Origin of the sequence: Kutzneria sp. CA-103260 (assembly GCF_018263855.1) — a bacterium.
GTDB lineage: Bacteria > Actinomycetota > Actinomycetes > Mycobacteriales > Pseudonocardiaceae > Kutzneria.
This window is the reverse complement of the sequence record NZ_CP073318.1, coordinates 5509086-5529674: the sequence shown is the minus strand read 5'-3', so window position 1 is coordinate 5529674 and position 20589 is coordinate 5509086. Positions and strand designations below refer to the sequence as shown.

Below are 20589 nucleotides of genomic sequence, written 5' to 3'. Positions count from 1 at the left end.
CCACGTCGGCCGCCAGTGCCGGAGCTGAACGGCGGGTACTTCAGGTGAGCCGTTCGGCTCGAACTCGCCACTGGTCACCCTGAAGTCGCCACACGGGCTCGTCGGAATCATGCGCGATTTCGCCGCAGTCTTCATGATCGTAGCGGTCCGCGGTTGGAGGCCGTGCTTCTCGTTGAAGGCGGCAAGGAGCTGCTGGACGTAGACGGCCCGAGGTAAGGGCGTGATTGTGAACGCTCGCTCCACATGTTCGCGTCGACCACACTGTCGAGTCACGGTCGACTTGCTGCGCCGCCGCGGGAGCGTGTGGTTAGATGGCCGAGTCCGACTGGACCAAGGGGGGGCAAACGGGGGGCGCTAATGACGGCTGGGTCTGCGCGGAAGTCACGCTCGGAACATGAAGCATTTCGCCGGCTTTTTTCGAGTTTGCGGGGTTCCGTCTCGTATCGGGCGTTGGCCGAGCGCACAAACTACGACCACAGTCATCTGGCGAAAGTCGAACGCGGGGAACGGGCGCCGACCCGTGATCTGGCCGAACAGCTGGACCGCGCGCTGGGGACGCGCGGGGAGCTGGCGGCGATTTTCCACCGCCGGCCGGCGCAGTTGCCGGCAAGCGCCGCCTTTTTTGTGGGTCGGCGCGCGGAGTTCGAGAGAATCGACGAGGCGGTGGCCCGGGCGAATGGCGACAGCTGTCCCATCCTGATCGCACTGTGTGGGTCGCCAGGGGTCGGCAAGACCAGTATCGCCCTGCACTGGTCCCGTGAAGTCGCTGGTCAGTACCCCGACGGCGTGCTGTTCGCCGACCTGCGCGGCTACGCCGGGACGGCGGCGGCGCTGCCGTCCACCGTGCTCAAGGAGTTCCTGCTGGCATTGGGAATCGCGGCCGGTTCCATCCCGGAGGACGAGAACGCGCGGGCGTCGCTCTATCGGAGCATTGTCGCCGGGCGTCGACTGCTGATCGTTCTGGACAATGCCAAGGACTCGGCCCATGTTCGGCCGCTGCTGCCCGGTGCCTCGGACTGCGTCGTCCTGCTGACGAGCCGGCGTCGCCTTTCCGGGCTGGTGATCAGGGAAGGCGCGGTCATTGTTCCGGTCCAGCCGATGGATTCGGCTGATGCGGGCGCGATTATCGGCAGAATCGTTGGCGAGGACCGGGTGGCCGCCGAGCGGCAGTGGGCAAATGAGCTCGTGATTCGGTGTTCTCATCTGCCGCTCGCATTGAGGGTCGCCGCGGAACGGGTCGCCAGGAATGATCACCGGACGCTGGCGGATCTGGTTCTCGATCTCGAATCTGCGGGTGACCGGCTGGATTTCCTGTCGGCCACGGAGGACGATTCGACAGCGGTGCGGGTCGTTTTCTCGTGGTCCTACGACTATCTGGCCGCGGACACCGCGCGGATGTTCCGGCTGCTGGCCCTGCACCCCGGCCCGGACTGCGGCGTGGCCGCCGCCGCGGCGCTGGCCGGCTGGTCCGTCACCCGCACGCGGCACCATCTGGACCTGCTGATCAGCATGCACCTGCTGGAGCGGACGCCGCGCGACCGCTACCAGTTCCATGAGCTGACCCGGGCCTACGCCCTGGAGCGCGCGCACGTCGACGAGCGGGAGACCGACCGTCGCGCCGCCCAGCGCCGGCTGTTGCTGTGGTGCCTGGCCATGGCTTCGGCGGCGAACCAGGCCATGGCGCCGTACCGGCGGCGCTCCCCGCTGGCGGCCAGCCGGGAGCGGTTGGTGGCGGTCGAGTCGCGGGCCGGGGCCGCGTCCTGGTGCGACGAGGAGCTGGCGGCGCTGACCGCGATTGTCCGGACCGCCGCCGACTGGGGCTTCCCGGAGTTCGCCTACCAGCTGCCGATCGCCATGTGGGACCACTACTGCCGGCGTGGGGCCTCGCCGACGTGGCTGGAGATGAACGAGGTCGGCCGGGTCCAGGCCCGTGACCTCGGTGACGACGCCGGCCACGCGTGCATGCTGCACAACCTCGGCCACGGCTGGCTCGACCTGCGGCGGTTCGAGCGGGCCCGGGAGTACTTCGACGCCGCGCTGGCCATCCGCTGCCGCATCGGCGACCGGGCGGGCCAGGCCTGGAGCCTGCTCGGCCTCGGCACCGTCGCGGCCGAGCTCGGCCAGCACGTGGCCGCGCCGCGCCTGCTGGCCGAGGCAGTCGAGATCTTCGCCGATCTCGGCGACCGCTGGGCCGGCGCCGTGGCCATCGCCCACCAGGCCGAGCTCGGCCGTCGGCTGGGCCACGCGGACGAGGCCCGCTCGCAGCTGGAGCACGTGCGGTCCGTCCTGCACGAGGTCGGCGACCACCTCGGCGAGAGCTACGTCCTCGACATGCTGGGCCGGCCCGTCGTCGAATGCCAGCACGCCGCCACCGCCCGCTGCGACGACGACGGCCGCTCGGCCGCCCTGCACGTCCTGAGCCGCATGAGCCGCCAAGATGAGGAACACTCGGAAGTGCTGACGCGGACCGACATCGTCGTCCGCCGAACCGCCTGAGCCACCTCACACCCGGCTCGGCCCCATGAACTGTCCGTCCTGGCCTTCGGCCTCCTGACCACACGACTTTCGACCCCGCTGGCGTCAGCCGGCGGGGTCTATTCGCAGGTGGAGTGCTATTTCTTCGCGGTGTGGCCGGGCTGGCCACAAATGTCCACACGGTTGGCCGCCGTCGCGGACGTCGAAAGTGCATAGTGACTGTCACGCGGCATAACCGCGGAGGCGGTGGGACGTAATCGAGCGGGGTGGCTCGAAGCGTCCACGGTGTTGTCGACGCCGCCGACGGGAAACTGGGTTCCGGAGCACGGGGGGTTGACTTCGCTATGGTTGATCAACTGGTCGCCGCCCGCGGTATTGATTCCGCGGTGGAGATGGTGTCTATTGGGCTGTTGGTCGCGGGCGACTCGCCGCGGCTGGATGGGGCGAGTGACGAGCATTCTCGGCTGCTCGCCGATTCGAACGCGGTGTTGCCGCCAATTGTGGTGCAGCGATCGTCGATGCGGGTGGTCGATGGTGTGCACCGGCTGCGGGCGGCGATACTGCGGGGCGACACCCAGATTCGGGTGCGCTTTTTCGAGGGTGATGACGACAGCGCGTTCATCCTAGCTGTCGAATCGAATGTCGCGCACGGGCTGCCGTTGTCGCAGGCCGACCGAATGGCGGCGGTGGCCCGGATCGTGGTGGCCCGGCCGGAGTGGTCGGACCGGAAGGTCGCGGCGGTCGCCGGGGTGTCGTGGACCAGCGTGGGCGCGGTCCGGCGCCGTTCGAGTGACCAGCCCGGGCAGTTGAACGCCGGCGCGCGGATCGGCCGGGATGGCCGGGTCCGGCCGGTTGACCAGGTCGAAGGACGACTGCTGGCCAGCGAGCTGATCAAGAGCCGGCCGGAGGCGTCGATCCGGCAGATCGCCGCGGCCGCCGGCGTCTCGCCGGCGACGGCGCTGGACGTGCGCAACCGGCTGCGAGACGGGGCGCACCCCGTGCCCGACGGTCTGCGCGCGTCGCGGCCCGAGAAGAAAACGCGGGAGAGTGCCCGGACCGACGGTGCGGTTCGCAGTCGGAATGCACCGGCCGGCCCCGACTTCGACACGGTGCTGCACATGCTGCGAAAAGATCCTTCATTGCGTTTCTCCGAAGCGGGACGTGCTCTTCTGCGGTGGCTGGACGCGCAGACGACGGGTGTGGTCCAGTGGAAGCAGTACGTCGACAATGTGCCGTCGCACTGCGTGGAGGTGATCGCGGAGTTGGCGCGCCGCAATGGCGAGGCGTGGCTCGAGATCATGCGCTATCTCGAACAGCGCGCTTCCTGAGACTCAGCAACTTTCGGGTTTGGTTTGGGGTGCTCATGTCTGAGGTCCGTAGGCTGCTGCTCGACCGCCTTCTGCAGGCCGAGGGGCTCGGTCCGGCGGAGGAGTTCGGCATTCCTCGCCGGGACGGCGCCACGGCAGCGCTGTCGTTCGGGCAGGAGCGGCTCTGGTTTCTCGACCAGCTCGCACCGAATACCGCAACTTACAACAGTGCGCTTGTTTTTCGCTTGTCCGGCACTGTGCGGGCCGAGGATTTGCGCGGGGCGCTGCAGACGGTCGTCGACCGGCACGAGACGCTGCGGGCCTCGTTCCCGGTCGCGGCCGGCCGGCCCGACGTCCGCATCGAGCCGGGCCACCGGATCGAGCTCGCACGGCAGGACGCCGAGGGACTGGGCGCCGACGAGGTCGAGGCGGCGATCCTGGCGTCCGTCGCCGAACCGTTCGACCTCGCCACCGGGCCGCTGATCCGCGCGCTGCTGATCCGCACCGCGCCCACGGCCCACACGCTGGTGGTGACGGTGCACCACATCGCCTTCGACGGCTGGTCGCAGTCGGTGCTGGTGAAGGAACTGACCACGGCCTACAGCCAGCTGGTCGGTGGCAGCGCGACCGTGCTGCCACCGCTGCCGATCCAGTACGGCGACTTCGCGGCGTGGCAGCGGACGCAGTTCGCCGACGGCCACCTGGACAAGCAGATCGCGTACTGGCGTGATCACCTCGCCGGCGCGCCGGCGTTGCTGGAGCTGCCGACGGACCACGCCCGGCCCGCCGCGCAGACCTTCCGCGGGGCCCGGTCCGCGGTGACGATCCCGGCCGACCTGACGCGGCGGCTGCGGGACCTCGGCCGGCAGCACGACGCCACGTTGTTCATGACCCTGTTCGCCGGGTTCACGCTGCTGCTGTCCCGGTACAGCTCACACACCGACATCACGGTCGGCACGCCCGTCGCCAACCGGACCCGCACCGACCTCGAACCGCTGATCGGCTTCTTCGTCAACACCCTGCCCATTCGGACCCGGCTGGACGACGACCCGACGGTCGCGCAGCTGCTGGACCGGGTCCGCGGCAACGCCCTCAAGGCGTACGACCACCAGGACGTGCCGTTCGAGAAGCTGGTCGAGGAGCTCGCGCCGGAACGCGACCTGAGCCACTCGCCGCTGTTCCAGGTCCTGTTCATCCTGCAGAACACGCCCACCAACGAGGTGCGGCTGCCCGGTCTGACCGCTGAGGTCGTGGACGTTGACCCGGGGGTGGCCAAGTACGACCTCACGCTGTCGCTGAAGGAACAGGGCGACGTGATCAGCGGCGGCATCGAGTACAGCCTGGACCTGTTCGAGCCGGCCACCGTCACCCGGCTGACCGGGCATTACCTGAACCTGTTGCGGGCGCTGGCCGATGCCGGTTCCGGCACGCGGGTCAGCCGGCTGCCGATGCTGTCGCCGGACGAGCACCGGCGCATCACCCGGGACTGGAACGCCCAGCCGGCGCCGGCGCCGATCAATCCTGGCCTGCACCAGTTGTTCGAGGCGCAGGCGGACAAGACGCCGGACGCGATCGCCGCCCGGCACGGGGAGAACCGGCTCTGCTACCGCGAACTCGACGAGCGGGCGAACCGGGTGGCGTGGTGGCTCATCGACCACGGCGCGAAGCCGGGCGCGATGGTCACGCTGCTCGTCGACCGATCGCTGGACACCTTGGTGGGGCTGCTGGCCATCCTCAAGTCCGGCGCCGCCTACCTGCCGCTGGATCCGTCGCATCCCCAGCAGCGCCTGCACCACATCCTGGACGACGCGCGGGCATCGCTCGCGCTGACCCAGACCCACCTGCGATCCCTGCTGCCGGAGACCACGACCGCGCTCGCCCTCGACGACGACGGCGAGGTCGAGGGCCGCTCGACCGAGCGGCCCGATGCCCGCACGACGGCGCGCGACCTCGCATACGTCATCTACACCTCGGGATCCACCGGCAAACCCAAGGGCGTGATGATCGAGCACGCCAGCATCGTCAACCACATGCTGGCCTCGATCGAGATGTACAACGCGACCGAGCAGGACGTGCTGCCGGCGCTGACCACCATCTCCTTCGACATCTCGGCGTTGGAGATCTTCATGCCGCTCAGCTGCGGCGCGACGGTGGAGATCGTCGACGAGGACACCGCGGTCGACGGCGACCTGCTGCACGGCCTGCTGGCGCGGTCGAACGCGTCGATCGTCCAGGCCACGCCGTCCGGCTGGCGCCAGCTGCTGGCGTCCCAGTGGCCGGGCGACCCGACCCTGCGGGCGCTGTGCGGCGGCGAGGCGCTGCCGGCCGACCTGGCGCGCCAGCTCGGTGCGAAGACCGGCCGGCTGTGGAACATGTACGGGCCGACCGAGGCCACTGTCTGGTGCTCCAGCGCCGTGGTGGATCCGGACGCCGAGCGGGAACCGGCGATCGGCCGCCCGCTGCCCGGCCACCGGCTGCACATTCTTGACCGGCACGGAAATCCGACGCCGGTCGGCGTGCCGGGCGAACTGCACATCGGCGGCCTGGGCCTGGCCCGCGGCTACCACGGCCGGCCCCGGCTGACCGCGGAGCGCTTCATCCCCGACCACCTCTCCGGCGAGCCCGGCCAGCGGCTCTACCGCACGGGCGACCTGGCCCGGTACGAGGCCGACGGGACGATCCGGTTCCTCGGCCGCGTCGACCACCAGATCAAGCTGCGCGGTTTCCGCATCGAACTCGGCGAGATCGAGCACACGCTGACCCGCCACCCCGAGGTGCAGGCGGCCGCGGCCGTGCTGGACCAGCCGACGCCGGACAACGCCCGGATCGTCGCGTACGTGGCCACCGCCGACGGCTCGACTCCGGCGACGCTGGCCGACCACCTCAAGACCAGCCTGCCCGACTACATGATCCCGGCCGCTGTGGTCGCGCTCACGGCCATCCCGTTGACCCCCAACGGAAAGCTCGACCGGGCGGCGCTGCCCGAGCCGACGTTCGCCGGCGGCGACCACACCGGCGCCCGCGACGAGACCGAGCAGCGGATCCTCGACCTGTGGTCGGCCACGCTCGGCCGGCCAGCCGAGTCGATCGGCGTCCACGACAGCTTCTTCACCCTCGGCGGCCACTCGCTGCTGGCGATGGCGCTGCTCGCCCGCCTGCGGGAAGCCTTCCCGGAGCGGAAGATTCCCCTCCGAGCGTTCTTCCACACGCCGACCGTCGCCGGCATCGCGGCGATCGTCGCCGGCGCGGGGGAGAGCCCGGCCCGGACCGGGCCACGGCGGCGGTCCGAGCCGGCCGGGCTGTCGTTCGGGCAGGACCGGTTGTGGTTCCTCGACCAGCTCGCACCGAACACCGCGACCTACCACAGCACCGTCATCCTTCGCTTGCGGGGCAAGGTGAACGTCGCGGCGCTGCGCACCGCGCTGCAGGTGATCACCGACCGGCACGAGACGCTGCGCACCGCGTTCGCCGTCGACGACGGCCAGCCGAAGCCCCGCATCGACGGCGAATTCCGGCTGCGGCTCGGTGAGCACGACGCGACCCGGCACCGCGCCGACGACGTGGCCGAGCTGGTGAAGGCCATTGCCACCAGGCCGTTCGACCTCGCCACCGGGCCGCTGGTGCGGGCCCATCTGATCCACACCGCGCCCGATGCGCACACGCTGGTGCTGACCGTGCACCACATCGTCTTCGACGGCTGGTCGCAGACGGTGCTGATCAACGAGCTGACCGCGCTGTACGGGCACCTGGCCGGCGGCGACGACCGTCCGATCGAGACGGTGCTGCCGCCGCTGCCCATCCAGTACACCGATTTCGCGGCGTGGCAACGAGACCTGTTCGCCAACGGCCAGCTGACGGACCAGGTTCGCCACTGGCGCGAGCATCTGGCCGGCGCCCCGCCGCTGCTGGAGCTGCCCACCGACCGCCCCCGGCCCCACGCGCAGACCTTCCGCGGCTCCCGGGCCCCGCTGACGATCCCGCCCGAGCTGACGAACCGGCTGCGCGAACTGGGCCGGCGCCAGGACGTCACGCTGTTCATGGTGTTGTTCGCCGCGTTCAACGTGCTGCTGTCCCGGTTCGGCGGCCGCACCGACATCACGGTCGGCACGCCGATGGCCAACCGGACCCGCACCGAGTTCGAGCGGCTGATCGGGTTCTTCGTGAACACGCTGCCGATCCGGACCCGGCTCGACGACGACCCGACCGTCGCCGAGCTGCTGGCCCGGGTCCGCGACACCGCGCTGAAGGCCTACGAGAACCAGGACGTCCCGTTCGAGAAGCTGGTCGAGGAGCTCGCGCCGCGGCGCAGCCGCAGCTATCCGCCGCTGTTCCAGGTGATGTTCATCCTGCAGAACACGCCGGTGACCGAGCTCCGGCTGCCCGAGCTGACGGCCGAGATGGCCGACATCGACCCGGGCGTGGCCAAGTACGACCTCACGCTGTCGCTGAAGGAGCAGGGCGACGCCGTTGTCGGCGGCATGGAGTACAGCCAGGACCTGTTCGAGCCGGCCACCGTCGCCCGCCTGACCGAGCACTACCTCAACCTGTTGCACGCCTTGACCGCCGCCGACCTCGACAGCCGGGTCAGCCGGCTGCCGGTCGACGGTCCGACCGCCTGAAGGGGAGCACCGCCACCGTGGACTACTCGATCATGTTCTTCTCGAGCACCCCGCGTCAGCGGGGTCGCTACGACCTGGTGCTCGAGGCCAGCCGCCTGGCCGACGACCTCGGCTTCGCCGCGGTCTGGGTGCCGGAGCGGCACTTCGGCGACTTCGGCGGCATCTTCCCCAACCCGGCGGTGATGGCCGCCCACCTGGCCGCCTCGACCCGCCACATCGGCCTGCGGGCCGGCAGCGTGATCACGCCGCTGCACGAGAGCATCCGGGTCGCCGAGGAGTGGTCCATGGTGGACAACCTCAGCGGCGGCCGCGTCTCGGTGTCGATCGGCAGCGGCTGGAACGCCAACGACTTCGCCCTCGCCCCGGACCGCTTCGCCGACCGGCGCGAGGTGATGTGGGAGCAGTTCGGCGAGCTGCGGACGCTGTGGTCCGGCGGGCAGGTCGAACGCCGCAACGGCGCCGGCGAGACGCTGCGTGTGGGCATCCAGCCGCAGCCGGTGCAGGCCGAGATCCCGGTCTGGGCGACCAGCGGCGGCAGCCGCGGCACGTTCGAGCAGGCCGGCCGGCACCGGGTGAACGTGCTGACCCACATGATCGGGCAGGACCTGCCCGCGCTCGCCGACAACATCGCCGCGTACCGGGGCCAGCTCGGCGGGGCCGACGGCCTGGTGACGCTGATGCTGCACACCTACGCCGGCGCGATCGGCGAGGACGTGCGGTCGACCGTGGGCGAGGCGATGCGCGGCTACCTGCGCTCGGCGCTGTCGCTCAAGCAGAGCGAGCTGTCCGGGCGGGGCCGGTCCGACGTGTCGGCCGCGGCCGAGGACGAGGAGATGGTCAACGAGCTGCTGGACGTGGCGTTCGACAAGTACTACGAGCACGGTTCGCTGCTCGGGTCGGTGGAGAAGATCGGCGAGATGATCGAGAGGGTCGGCTCGGCCGGGGTCGGCGAGATCGCCTGCCTGGTCGACTTCGGCCTGCCGCCGGAGGCCGTGCTCGACGGCATCAAGCGGTTCGCGGCGCAGTTCCTGGGCTGAGCGATGACCGCCATCTACACCTCGATCCCGCCGATGCGGGCGGGCGAGGCGCTGGACCGCTACCGCGGGCGGATCGTCGACGTGGCCGGCCACACCGAGGAGGCCGGCTTCGCCGGCATCCTCACGTTCACCGACAACCGCAGCCTGGACCCGTGGCTGCTGGCCCAGCTGATCATCGGGCACACCGACCGGATCGCCCCGCTGGTCGCGGTGAACCCGGTCTACAGCCACCCGGTGGCGGCCGTCCGGATGATCAACACGATCGGCGGCCTGTTCCGCCGGCGGGTCGACCTGAACCTGGTCAGCGGCGGGTTCGCCCGGCACCTGCGGGAGGTCGGCTGTGCCCTGCCGCACGACGACCGGTACGACCGGCTGCGGGAGTACGGCGAGATCGTGCAGCGCATGCTGCTGGAGGAGCGACCGCTGAAGTTCGCCGGGGACCACTACCGGCTCAACGGCGTCCGGCTCTCGCCGCGGCTGCCGGCCGACCAGGTCACGCGGCTGTTCCCCAAGATGTTCGTCTCCGGCGCGTCCGACGCCTGTCGCCGCACCCAGCAGGCACTCGGCGCGACCCGGCTGGCCTATCCGCAGGAGATCGACAACCAGCCGGCCGGCCTGCCGTTCGCCGGCAGCGGTGTCGGCTTCGGGATCATCGCCCGGGACAGCTCGGAGGAGGCGTGGCGGGTGGCCCGCGAGCGGTTCCCGGTCACGGCGGAGGGCGAGCAGCTGCACGACCTCTCGGCCACCCGCACCGAATCGCGGTGGCACCGCAACCTCGCGGACGACGTCTCGCGGTCGCCGGTGCGGGAGGACGTCTACTGGCTCTACCCGTTCCGGTCGTCGCGGACGTTCTCGCCGTACCTCGTCGGCAGCCACGCCGAGGTCGGTGAGCTGCTGCAGCGCTATTTCTCGCTGGGCGTGTCCACCGTGATCCTGGACGGCCTCCTCGACGAGGAGGACCTGCACCACGCGGCGATCGCCCTCAAGCTCACGGCCGACCGGGGAGGAAGGGCGAGCCATGGTTCGGACCCTCTATGACTTGTTCGCGGCCTCGGTGGCCCGGCACGGCGACGAGGTCGCGATCGAGGTGGGCGAGGACCGCCTGACCTACCGGGAACTGAGCGACCTGGCCGACGGGCTGGCCGCCGCGGTGCTCGCGGAGCACCGCACGGCGCCTCGCCGGATCGGGCTGCTGGCCGCCGGTCGGACCTTGTTCGCGTATGCCGGTTACCTTGCGGTGCAACGGCTTGGTGCCACGGTGGTGCCGCTCAACGCCGCCTTCCCGGTGGCGCGGAACGCGGCCGTCGCCGCGGCGGCCGGGCTCGACCTCGTGCTGGTGGAAGACGGCATGGAGGTGGAGCTGCCGGCGCCGATGCTGTACCGGTCGCCTCGATCCGCGCCGGCGGCCGCGCTGCCGCCGTACCGCGGGAATGCCGACGACATCGCGTACATCCTGTTCACCTCGGGTTCGACCGGCGTCCCGAAGGGCGTGCCGATCCGGCACGGCAACGTCACCGCGTATCTGGGACATGTCGTGCCCCGCTACGACATCGGCCCGGGCAGCCGCGTCTCGCAGACCTTCGACCTGACCTTCGACCTGTCGGTCTTCGATCTGTTCGCGACGTGGGCCGGCGGCGGCACGCTGGTCGTGCCGAACCGGGCCGAGCTGATGGCTCCCTCGCGGTACGTCGCGGGCCGGGAGCTGACGCACTGGTTCTCGGTGCCGTCGGCGGTGTCCTTCGCCCGCCGGCTGCGGGCGCTGCCGCCGGACAGCATGCCGACGTTGCGCTGGAGCCTGTTCTGCGGCGAGCAGCTGACCCGCAACCAGGCCGAGGCCTGGCGGGCCGCGGCGGTGAACGGCGAGCTGGAGAATCTGTACGGGCCGACCGAACTGACCATCAGCTGCGCCGAATACCGGCTGCCCCGAAACGTGGCCGACTGGCCACACACGGCCAACGGGACGATACCGATAGGCAACCTCTATCCCGGCCAGGAACAGCTGCTGATCGGCCCCGACGGACCGTCGGATACGGCGGGTGAGTTGTGCGTTCGCGGCCCGCAGCGTTTTCCCGGGTACTTGAACGCAGTCGACAATGTGGGCCGTTTTGTGCGCTGGGACGGCGGCGAGGTCGTCGTACTCGACGAAACCACACCGCTGACCGACGATTTGTGGTACCGGACCGGTGACTGGGTCGTGGCCGACCACGGCGGCCTGGTACACCAGGGCCGGGTGGACCAGCAGATCAAGATCCGAGGCTTCCGGATCGAGCTCGGCGAGGTGGAGGCCGTGCTGCTCGCGCAGCCCGGCGTGCGGGACGCCCTGGTCCTGGCCGTGTCGGAGGGTGCGGACGAGCCCCGGCTGGCCGCCGTGTGCACCGGGGTCGGGCTCGCGCCGGACGTCCTGCTGACCGCCCTGCGGACCCGGCTGCCGGCCTACATGGTGCCGGCGGAAGTGGTGATCCAGGACGATTTTCCGCGCAATGCGAATGGGAAAGTCGATCGCAAGGCGATTCTGCGCGAACTGGTGAGCCCGGCCTGATATCGGCGTGTTCGACTGACCAGTGCGGGCAGTTGAACGGCGGTGGCGTCGAGCGGGGGAGCCGTCCTATTCTGACCCGGTCGCCTTCGTTGTGGGAGACGTCCTCGTATTTGTCCGAGCGCCGGTTCTCGGCAGTCGGGACAGGGGCTGATCGAAGCCGAAAAGGAGAGCTCCAGTCATGCGGGTTGACCATGTTCAGTTCTATGTCGGCGATATCGACGCCGCGTCCGCCGAGTTCACCGAGAAGTACGGCCTGACCCGCTACGCCGCCGCCGGCCGGCCGGCCGGCGTGCGGTCGGTGGCGCTCGGCCAGCAGGACGTCCGGTTCGTGCTGGTCGCGGCCGGCGGCGAGGACCACCCCGCGGCCGGCTTCGTGGAGCGGCACGGCGACGGCGTGGCCGACATCGCGCTGCGCGTGCCCGACGCCCGGGCGGCCTTCGAGGAGGCAGTGGCCAAGGGGGCGTCCGTGGTCGCCCGGCCGGAGACCCGCGACGGCGTGACCACCGCGACGATCGGCGGCTTCGGCGACATCACCCACACCTTCGTGGACCGCGCCGACGGCGTGGACGAGCGGCTGCTGCCTGGCCTCGTGCCGGGGGCCGCCGCGCCGGCCGGCCGGTTCGGCGAGATCGACCACTTCGCGGTCTGCCTGGAGGCCGGTCAGCTGGCCCCGACGGTCGAGTTCTACGAGCGGGCGTTGGACTTCGAAATGATCTTCACCGAGCGCATCGAGGTCGGCCGCCAGGCGATGAACTCGCAGGTGGTGCAGAGCCGGTCGGGCGCGGTCACGCTGACCCTGATCGAGCCGGACGTGACCCGCGACTCCGGCCAGATCGACTCGTTCCTCAAGGACAACGACGGCCCGGGCGTGCAGCACATCGCCCTGACCACCACCGACATCGTGGCCGCGGTCGGCGGGCTGGGCGCGGCCGGGGTCGAGTTCCTGCGCACCCCGGGCGCGTACTACGACATGCTGGGCGAGCGGCTGGAGCTGACCAAGCACTCGGTCCCGGCGCTGCGCGAGCTCAACGTGCTGGTCGACGAGGACCACGACGGCCAGCTGTTCCAGATCTTCGCCCGCTCGACCCACCCCAGGAACACCTTCTTCATGGAGGTCATCGAGCGGATGGGCGCCCGGACCTTCGGCAGCGGCAACATCAAGGCCCTGTACGAGGCGGTCGAGCGACAGCAGGCCGACCGGTGACGGTCTGCCTGGCCGACATCGAGCGCCGGGCGGCGCAGCGCGTGCCCGCCGCCGTGTGGGACTTCGTCACCGGCGGCAGCGGCGACGAGAGACTGTTGCGGGCCAACCGCTCGGCGTTCGACGAGGTGGCGCTGCTGCCGCGGCTGCTGCGCGGGATCGGCGCCGCCGCGACCGACACCACGCTGTTGGGCCGGCCCGCGGCGATGCCGGTGGCGGTGGCGCCGATGGCTTACCAGAAGCTCCTGCACGCCGAGGGCGAGCTGGCCGCCGCGCGGGCCGCGGCTGCGGCCGGTGTGCCGTTCACGGTCAGCACGCTCAGCAGCTGCCCGGTCGAGGAGATTGCCGAAACCGGTGCGGACCTGTGGTTCCAGCTGTACTGGCTGCGGGACCGCGAGCTGATGGCCGACATTGTCCGGCGGGCCGAGGCTGCCGGCTGCCGGGCCCTCGTGCTGACCGCGGACGTGCCGATCATGGCCAGGCGGCGTCGCGACCTGCGCAACGAGTTCACGCTGCCGGCCGACGTGCACGCCGTGCACCTCGCCGGTGGATCGGCGACCGAGGCCCACCGCCGGCGCGGCGCGGGCTCGGCCGTCGCCGTCCACACCGGCGTGATGTTCGACCCCACCCTGACCTGGTCCGACCTCGGGTGGTTGCGTGAGCGGACCGAGATGCCGTTGGTGGTCAAGGGAATCCTCCACCCGCAGGACGCCGGCGCGGCGATCGACGCCGGTGCCGGCGCGGTGGTGGTGTCCAACCACGGGGGACGGCAGTTCGATGGCGCCCCGGCGGCCGTGGCCGCCCTGCCCGGGGTCGTCGCCGAAGTCGCCGGCCGCGCGGAAGTGTTGCTGGACAGCGGAGTCCGCACGGGCACCGACGTCCTCCGCGCGATCGCGCTCGGCGCCGACGGGGTGCTGCTCGGGCGGCCGGTGCTGTGGGGGCTCGCGGTGGACGACGTCGGCCTCGTGCTGTCGACGCTGCGGACCGAGCTGGTCGAGAGCCTCGTGCTGACCGGGTGCGCGGAGCTGGCCGCCGCCCGGGAGCTTGCAACGGTGGGAGCGACATGATCGACATGACCACGGCCGACCTGAACGGCGCCCTGGAGGACGCCGGGCTGGCGTCGATGAACTTCCTCAACGAGATCGCCGGCCGCTACCCGGACGCCATCGCCTTCGCCGCCGGCCGCCCGGCCGAGACCGACTTCCGCCTCGACGACCTGCACGAGCACCTGGACCGGTACTGCCGCTACCTGCGGGAGGAACGGGGGCTCGGCGAGGCCGAGGTGCAGCGCACGATCTTCCAGTACGGCCCGACCAACGGCGTCATCCGGGAGCTGGTCGCCCGCAACCTGCACGTGGACGAGGGCATCACCGTGGACCCGGAGTCCATTGTGGTCACCGTGGGGTGCCAGGAGGCGATGTTCCTGACGCTGCGGGCGTTGCGGGCCCGCGAGGCCGACGTGCTGCTGGCTGTGGCCCCCACCTACGTCGGCCTGACCGGCGCGGCCCGGCTGGTCGACCTGCCGGTGCTGCCGGTGGCGACCGGCACAGCGGGAATCGACCTCGACGACATGATGCGGACCGTGCGCGCGGCCCGGCGGACCGGGCTGCGGGTACGCGGCTGCTACGTGATGCCGGACTTCGCCAACCCATCCGGCGCGAGCATGGACACCGACACCCGCAAGCGGCTGCTGGACGTGGCCGAGAGCGAGGACTTCCTGCTGCTGGAGGACAATCCGTACGGGCTGTTCCACACCGGCCAGGACCGGCTGCCCACCCTCAAGGCGCTCGACCACGGGCGGCGCGTGGTGTACCTGGGCTCGTACGCCAAGACCGCGCTGCCCGGCGTCCGCGTCGGCTACGTCGTCGCCGACCAGCCCGTGCGCACCCGCTCGGGCGAGACCCGGTCGCTGGCCGAACAGCTCGGCAAGATCAAGAGCATGGTCACCGTCAACACCTCGCCGGTGGCCCAGGCCATCGTCGGGGGCAAGCTGCTGGCCACCGACTGCAGCCTCGCCGCCGCGAACGAGGGCATCCGCGCGCGGTACGCCGACAACATGGCGCGCATGCTCGCCGGTCTGGCGCGGCGGTTCCCGGCCGGCGGGCCGGTCACCTGGAACGCGCCGGCCGGCGGTTTCTTCGTGGTGGTGACCGTGCCGTTCCCGGTCGACGACGAGCTGCTGGTGCACTCGGCCGAACAGCACCGTCTGCTGTGGACCCCCATGTCGCACTTCTACGGCGGAACCGGTGGGGAGCACCAACTCCGGCTGTCGGTCAGCGTGGTGACGCCGGCCGAGATCGAGACCGGTCTGGACGCGCTGGCCGCGCTCGTCGCCGAGCGCCTCGGCTGACCACCCGCACACGTGAGTCACGGCTTCGAAAGGGAGAACGGTGAAGGGCACGGACCGTTGTTTGCATGAGTTGTTCGAGGCTGTGGTTGATGGTGTGGGTGGTGGTGCGGCGGTGGTGTGTGGTGGTCGGGTGGTGGGGTTTGCGGAGTTGGATGAGTGGTCGAATCGGGTGGCGTGGTGGTTGCGTGGGTGTGGGGTGGGTCCTGAGGTTGTGGTGGGGTTGTGTGTGGGGCGGTCGGTGGAGTTGGTGGTGGGGTTGTTGGGTGTGTTGAAGGCGGGTGGGGTGTATTTGCCGTTGGATCCGGGTTTGCCGGTTGGGCGGTTGGGGTTTGTGTTGGGTGATGCGGGTGTGGGTGTGGTGGTGACGGAGCGGGGTTTGGTTGGTCGTTTTGGTGGTGTGGGGCGGGTGTTGTGTGTGGATGATGGTTCGGTGTTGGCGGGTGTGCCGTCGTCTCGGGTGGTGTCGGGGGTTCGGGCGGGGAACGCGGCGTATGCGATTTACACGTCGGGGTCGACCGGACAACCCAAGGGCGTCACCGTCCCGCATTCCGCCATCGTCAACCACATCTCGTGGATCACCTCCGAGCTCTGGTCCGGCGAGCCGTTGCGCTTCCTGCAGATCACCTCGCCCAGCTTCGACGCGGCCGGCTGGGAGTTCTACGGTCCGTTGACCACCGGCGGCACGCTCGTGATGGCGCCGCCGCAGTTCAGCGTGGACAGCAAGGCCCTGCGTGAACTCGTTGTCGCCGAACGGATCGACGTGCTCGGCCTGCCGCCCGCGGTGCTGCGCCAGTTCGTCGCCGACGGCGGCCTGACCGGCACCTCGCTGCGGTGGATGGTGTGCGGCGGCGAGGCGCTCGACCACGAGCTCGTCGCCCAGTGCCAGGCCCAACTGCCGGGCCTTCAGGTCGTCAACCTCTACGGCCCCACCGAGACCACCATCAACTCCACCTTTCACCTGCCCGTGGGCGACGTCTCCGAGGGTATGGTGCCGATCGGCCGCCCCATCACCGGCACTCGTGTGTACACAGTGGACGAATCACTGGAGCTCACGGCGGAGGGAACTCCCGGCGAGCTGCTGATCGGCGGCGCCGGGGTCGCCCGCGGCTATCTCGGACGGCCGGCGCTCACCGCGCAGCGGTTCGTGCCGGACGCGTTCAGCGGCATCCCGGGCCAGCGGCTGTACCGCACCGGTGACCGGGTCACCACCGGCCCCGGCGGCGAGCTGGAGTTCCTCGGCCGGATCGACGACCAGATCAAGCTGCGCGGCTTCCGGATCGAGCCGGGCGAGATCGAGAGCGTGCTCGGCGGCCTGCCCGGGGTCACCAACTGCGCGGTCGTTCGCCGCGACGACCCGCGTGCCGGCGCGCGGCTGGTCGCCTACCTGACCGGCGACGCCGACATTGATGAGCTTCGCGACGCGCTGCGTGACCGGCTGCCGCACTACATGGTTCCGTCGCTGTTGGTCCGCCTCGCGGCGCTGCCCCTGACGGTGAGCGGCAAGATCGACCGGAACGCGTTGCCCGAGCCCGGAACCGCCGTCGAGCCGCGAGTCGTGGAAGGGCCGCGCGACCCGGTGGAGCAGGCGCTGGTCGAGCTCGTCGCCGATGTGCTCGGACTGCGCCCGCAGGACGTCGGCGTACATGACGACTTCTTCGACCTCGGCGGCCATTCGATGGCCGCGACCAAGCTGTCCTCGGCCGTACGTGCGGTGCTGGCCGCGGAACTGGCCCCGGTGGATGTGCTGCATCAGCGCACGGTTGCCGGCATCGCCGACCTTGTGCGGTCCCGTGGAGCGGCCGGGACGTCCGCGCCCGTCGTCCCGGCCGACCGCAGCGCCGGCATCGCGCTGTCGGCCGGGCAGCAGCGGATGTGGTTCCTGGAACAACTGTCGCCCGGACTGTCCACCTACACGGTGCCGTTGGCCTATCGGCTGCGTGGCGAGCTGTCGACCGAACACCTCCGGGCCGCCGTGGCCGATGTGGTGGCCAGGCACGAAGTTCTGCGCACTGTCCTGCCGACCGTCGACGGCCGTCCCGCGCCGGCGATCCAGTCCGATGTGGATGTTCCATGGGAGGTCGTCGACGCGACCGGTCTCTCCGAGGCCGAGGTGGTCGACCGCGCGGAGCAGCTGGTCCGATGCTCCTTCGATCTGGCGACGGGGCCGGTGATCCGGGCCAGTCTGCTGCGGATCGGGCCGGCGGACCACCTGGTCGTGATCGCGATGCACCACATGGTGTTCGACGGTTGGTCGGTGGACGTGTTCACCCGTGAACTGGTGCACCACTACGAAAGCCGGGTGTCCGGCGTCGAGGCCGCACTGCCTGCGCTGTCCCTGAACTACGCGGATTTCGCGGCCTGGCAACAGGAATGGCTGGGCACGGAGGCCGCCGAGGCGCAGGCCCGGTACTGGCAGGATCGGCTCGTCGACGCGCCGACCGTGCTGGAGCTGCCGTCCGACCGCCAGCGACCGGCGGTCCAGACGCATCGTGGCGGAGTGGTCGAGCTGACCATTCCGGGCGATCTCGCCGCCGCCGTCCGGTCCCTGGCCGCCCGCGAGGGCGTGACCACGTTCATGACCCTGTTGGCCGCGTTCGATCTGCTGGTCGCCCGGCACACCGGGCAACGCGACTTCCTCATCGGTGTCCCGGTGGCCACGCGCGGCCGGGCCGAACTGGAGCCGCTGATCGGGTTCCTCGTCAACACCCTCGCCCTGCGGGCGGATCTGTCGGACGACCCGTCGGTCGGCGAGTTGCTGGCCCGGGTCCGCCAGACCTGCCTCGGCGCGTACGCGCACGCCGACCTCCCGTTCGAGAAGATCGTGGAGACCCTTCAGCCCGAGCGGGACCCGAGCCGCTCGCCGGTGGTGCAGGTGATGTTCGGCTACGAGATGGCCCCGGCGCCGTCGCGGCCGATGGCCGACGTGGCGGTGGAACTCACGCGCCTGCACAACGGCGCCGCCATCTGCGACCTGATGCTGAGCCTTGAGGACGACGGCGACGGGGTCGCCGGGCGCATCACGTACAACTCCGACCTGTTCGACGCCGCCACCGTGCGTCGCCTGGCCGGCCACTACCTCACCCTGCTCGAGTCCCTGACGACGGCGCAGCCGTCGTCGCGGGTGTCCGGGCTGACCATGCTGACCACCGCCGAGAACGCCGAGATCGCCGACCGGCTGTCCGATGTGGACTGGCCGGAGGACCGTTGTTTGCATGAGTTGTTCGAGGCTGTGGTTGATGGTGTGGGTGGTGGTGCGGCGGTGGTGTGTGGTGGTCGGGTGGTGGGGTTTGCGGAGTTGGATGAGTGGTCGAATCGGGTGGCGTGGTGGTTGCGTGGGTGTGGGGTGGGTCCTGAGGTTGTGGTGGGGTTGTGTGTGGGGCGGTCGGTGGAGTTGGTGGTGGGGTTGTTGGGTGTGTTGAAGGCGGGTGGGGTGTATTTGCCGTTGGATCCGGGTTTGCCGGTTGGGCGGTTGGGGTTTGTGTTGGGTGATGCGGGTGTGGGTGTGGTGGTGACGGAGCGGGGTTTGGTTGGTCGTTTTGGTGGTGTGGGGCGGGTGTTGTGTGTGGATGATGGTTCGGTGTTGGCGGGTGTGCCGTCGTCTCGGGTGGTGTCGGGGGTTCGGGCGGGGAACGCGGCGTATGCGATTTACACGTCGGGGTCGACCGGACAACCCAAGGGCGTCGTCATGACCCACCGGGCCGCCCGCCGCCTGATCTGGGCCACCAGGTCGGTCATCGTCGGCGACGGCGAGTTCCCCCGGCGCATCGGCCTCAACGCGCCCGTCTTCTTCGACAGCTCGGTCAAGCAGTTGGGCTGGCTGCTGGGCGGCGCGACCCTCGTGATGGTGCCCGAGCAGGCCCGCCGCGACCCCGAACTGCTGCTCGACCTGATCGAACGTGAGCGACTGGACCTGCTCGACTGCACGCCGGCCCAGCTGGAGATGCTGCGGGCCATCGGCAAGCTCGACCGCATCCCGCACGGCATCCGGCTGCTGATCGCCGGCGAGGCGATGGGCGACGGCCTGTGGCAGGAGATGGGCGACGGCCGCTGGCGCGCCTTCAACCAGTACGGCCCCACCGAGTGCAACACCGTCTCGGCCGCCGTGGTGGACGCCGCCCGCACGCCGGTGATCGGCAGGGCTCTGCCCGGATACGACATCTTCATCGTCGACGGCGACGGAAACCTCGTCCCCACCGGTGTTCCCGGCGAGCTGGTGGTCGGCGGCGGCCGGCTGGCCCGCGGCTACCACAACCGCCCCGCGCTCACCGCGCAGCGGTTCGTGCCGGACGCGTTCACCGGCCGACCGGGCCGGCGGCTGTACCGCACCGGTGACATCGCCCGATACCTGCCGGACGGCAACGTCGAGTTCATCGGCCGCCGCGACAACCAGATCAAGTTGCGCGGCTACCGGATCGAGCTGGGCGAGATCGAGGCCGCCGTCTCCCGCCAGGCTGGGGTGACCCGCTCCGTGGCGCTGGTGCACGAGGACTCCGGCGGCACCAAGCGCATCGTGGCCTACTACCAGGCCGCGCCGGACGTGCGCGAGCAGGACCTGCTGGCCGCGCTGGCCGACGATCTGCCCGACTACATGGTTCCCGCCGCCCTGGTGCGGGTGGACACCTTCGCGCTGACCGCCAACGCCAAGATCAACCGAGCGGCGCTGCCGGCCCCGGACTTCTCGTCCGCTCCGGCGGCGGGCGACTTCGCGGCGCCGCGCGACCCGGTCGAGGAGCTGCTGGCCCTGCTCTGGGCCGAGGTGCTCGACCAGGACCGGCCGGTGGGCATCCACGACGACTTCTTCCGGCTGGGCGGGCAATCGCTGCTCGCCGTCCAGCTCATCGCCCGCGTCAACCAGGCGTTCGCGGTGGAGCTGTCGGTGCAGGCGCTGTACGCCGACGCCACCCCGAGCGGAACCGCGCAGGCCCTGCGGGCGCTGGCCGAGCCGGAGCTGCTGGCCCGGCGGGCGAAGATCATCGTCGCGGTGGAGGGCATGACCGACGCCGAGGCGGCCGAGGCACTGCGCGAACTGACCGGCCAATCGCACTAGCCAAGCCCACGCCC

Annotated in this window: 10 protein-coding genes; all 10 read left to right on the top strand. The window is 70.6% G+C overall.

Annotated features, from left to right (window positions below):
- The first annotated feature begins 243 nt into the window (after nt 1-243).
- Nucleotides 244-2496 carry an ATP-binding protein gene (locus JJ691_RS23990; protein WP_331474438.1) on the top strand — a complete coding sequence of 751 codons (2253 nt, stop codon included), beginning with the start codon at nt 244-246 and terminating at the stop codon, nt 2494-2496.
- A gap of 323 nt (nt 2497-2819) precedes the next feature.
- Nucleotides 2820-3803, top strand: coding sequence for a ParB/RepB/Spo0J family partition protein (locus JJ691_RS23985; protein ID WP_211770958.1), 984 nt, complete (start codon nt 2820-2822; stop codon nt 3801-3803).
- Nucleotides 3804-3838: 35 nt separating this feature from the next.
- Nucleotides 3839-8401 carry a non-ribosomal peptide synthetase gene (locus JJ691_RS23980; protein ID WP_211770957.1) on the top strand — a complete coding sequence of 1521 codons (4563 nt, stop codon included), beginning with the start codon at nt 3839-3841 and terminating at the stop codon, nt 8399-8401.
- Between the two features lie 17 nt (nt 8402-8418).
- The gene (locus JJ691_RS23975; protein ID WP_211770956.1) at nt 8419-9438 is read left to right on the top strand and encodes a MupA/Atu3671 family FMN-dependent luciferase-like monooxygenase; all 1020 of its coding nucleotides are present in this window, start codon (nt 8419-8421) and stop codon (nt 9436-9438) included.
- A gap of 3 nt (nt 9439-9441) precedes the next feature.
- Complete coding sequence (locus JJ691_RS23970) at nt 9442-10476, top strand: LLM class flavin-dependent oxidoreductase (RefSeq protein WP_211770955.1); 1035 nt, start codon at nt 9442-9444, stop codon at nt 10474-10476.
- The gene (locus JJ691_RS23965; RefSeq protein WP_211770954.1) at nt 10457-11977 is read left to right on the top strand and encodes an AMP-binding protein; all 1521 of its coding nucleotides are present in this window, start codon (nt 10457-10459) and stop codon (nt 11975-11977) included. The genes JJ691_RS23970 and JJ691_RS23965 overlap by 20 nt, the downstream gene beginning before the upstream one ends.
- A gap of 178 nt (nt 11978-12155) precedes the next feature.
- Nucleotides 12156-13181, top strand: coding sequence for a 4-hydroxyphenylpyruvate dioxygenase (gene hppD / locus JJ691_RS23960; protein WP_211770953.1), 1026 nt, complete (start codon nt 12156-12158; stop codon nt 13179-13181).
- Nucleotides 13178-14245 carry an alpha-hydroxy acid oxidase gene (locus tag JJ691_RS23955; protein WP_211770952.1) on the top strand — a complete coding sequence of 356 codons (1068 nt, stop codon included), beginning with the start codon at nt 13178-13180 and terminating at the stop codon, nt 14243-14245. The genes hppD and JJ691_RS23955 overlap by 4 nt, the downstream gene beginning before the upstream one ends.
- Entirely contained in the window at nt 14242-15528 is a 1287-nt protein-coding gene (locus JJ691_RS23950; protein WP_249228142.1) for an aminotransferase-like domain-containing protein, read from the top strand. The genes JJ691_RS23955 and JJ691_RS23950 overlap by 4 nt, the downstream gene beginning before the upstream one ends.
- A gap of 40 nt (nt 15529-15568) precedes the next feature.
- On the top strand, nt 15569-20575 hold the full coding sequence (locus JJ691_RS23945) for a non-ribosomal peptide synthetase (RefSeq protein ID WP_306291380.1): 5007 nt from the start codon (nt 15569-15571) through the stop codon (nt 20573-20575).
- The last annotated feature ends 14 nt before the right edge of the window (nt 20576-20589 follow it).

What these genes read in the sequence shown, in the direction of transcription:
- JJ691_RS23990 (WP_331474438.1), top strand. Translation starts at nt 244, where the DNA reads ATGTTCGCGTCGACCACACTGTCGAGTCACGGTCGACTTGCTGCGCCG.
- JJ691_RS23985 (WP_211770958.1), top strand. Translation starts at nt 2,820, where the DNA reads ATGGTTGATCAACTGGTCGCCGCCCGCGGTATTGATTCCGCGGTGGAG.
- JJ691_RS23980 (WP_211770957.1), top strand. Translation starts at nt 3,839, where the DNA reads ATGTCTGAGGTCCGTAGGCTGCTGCTCGACCGCCTTCTGCAGGCCGAG.
- JJ691_RS23970 (WP_211770955.1), top strand. Translation starts at nt 9,442, where the DNA reads ATGACCGCCATCTACACCTCGATCCCGCCGATGCGGGCGGGCGAGGCG.
- JJ691_RS23965 (WP_211770954.1), top strand. Translation starts at nt 10,457, where the DNA reads ATGGTTCGGACCCTCTATGACTTGTTCGCGGCCTCGGTGGCCCGGCAC.
- hppD (WP_211770953.1), top strand. Translation starts at nt 12,156, where the DNA reads ATGCGGGTTGACCATGTTCAGTTCTATGTCGGCGATATCGACGCCGCG.
- JJ691_RS23950 (WP_249228142.1), top strand. Translation starts at nt 14,242, where the DNA reads ATGATCGACATGACCACGGCCGACCTGAACGGCGCCCTGGAGGACGCC.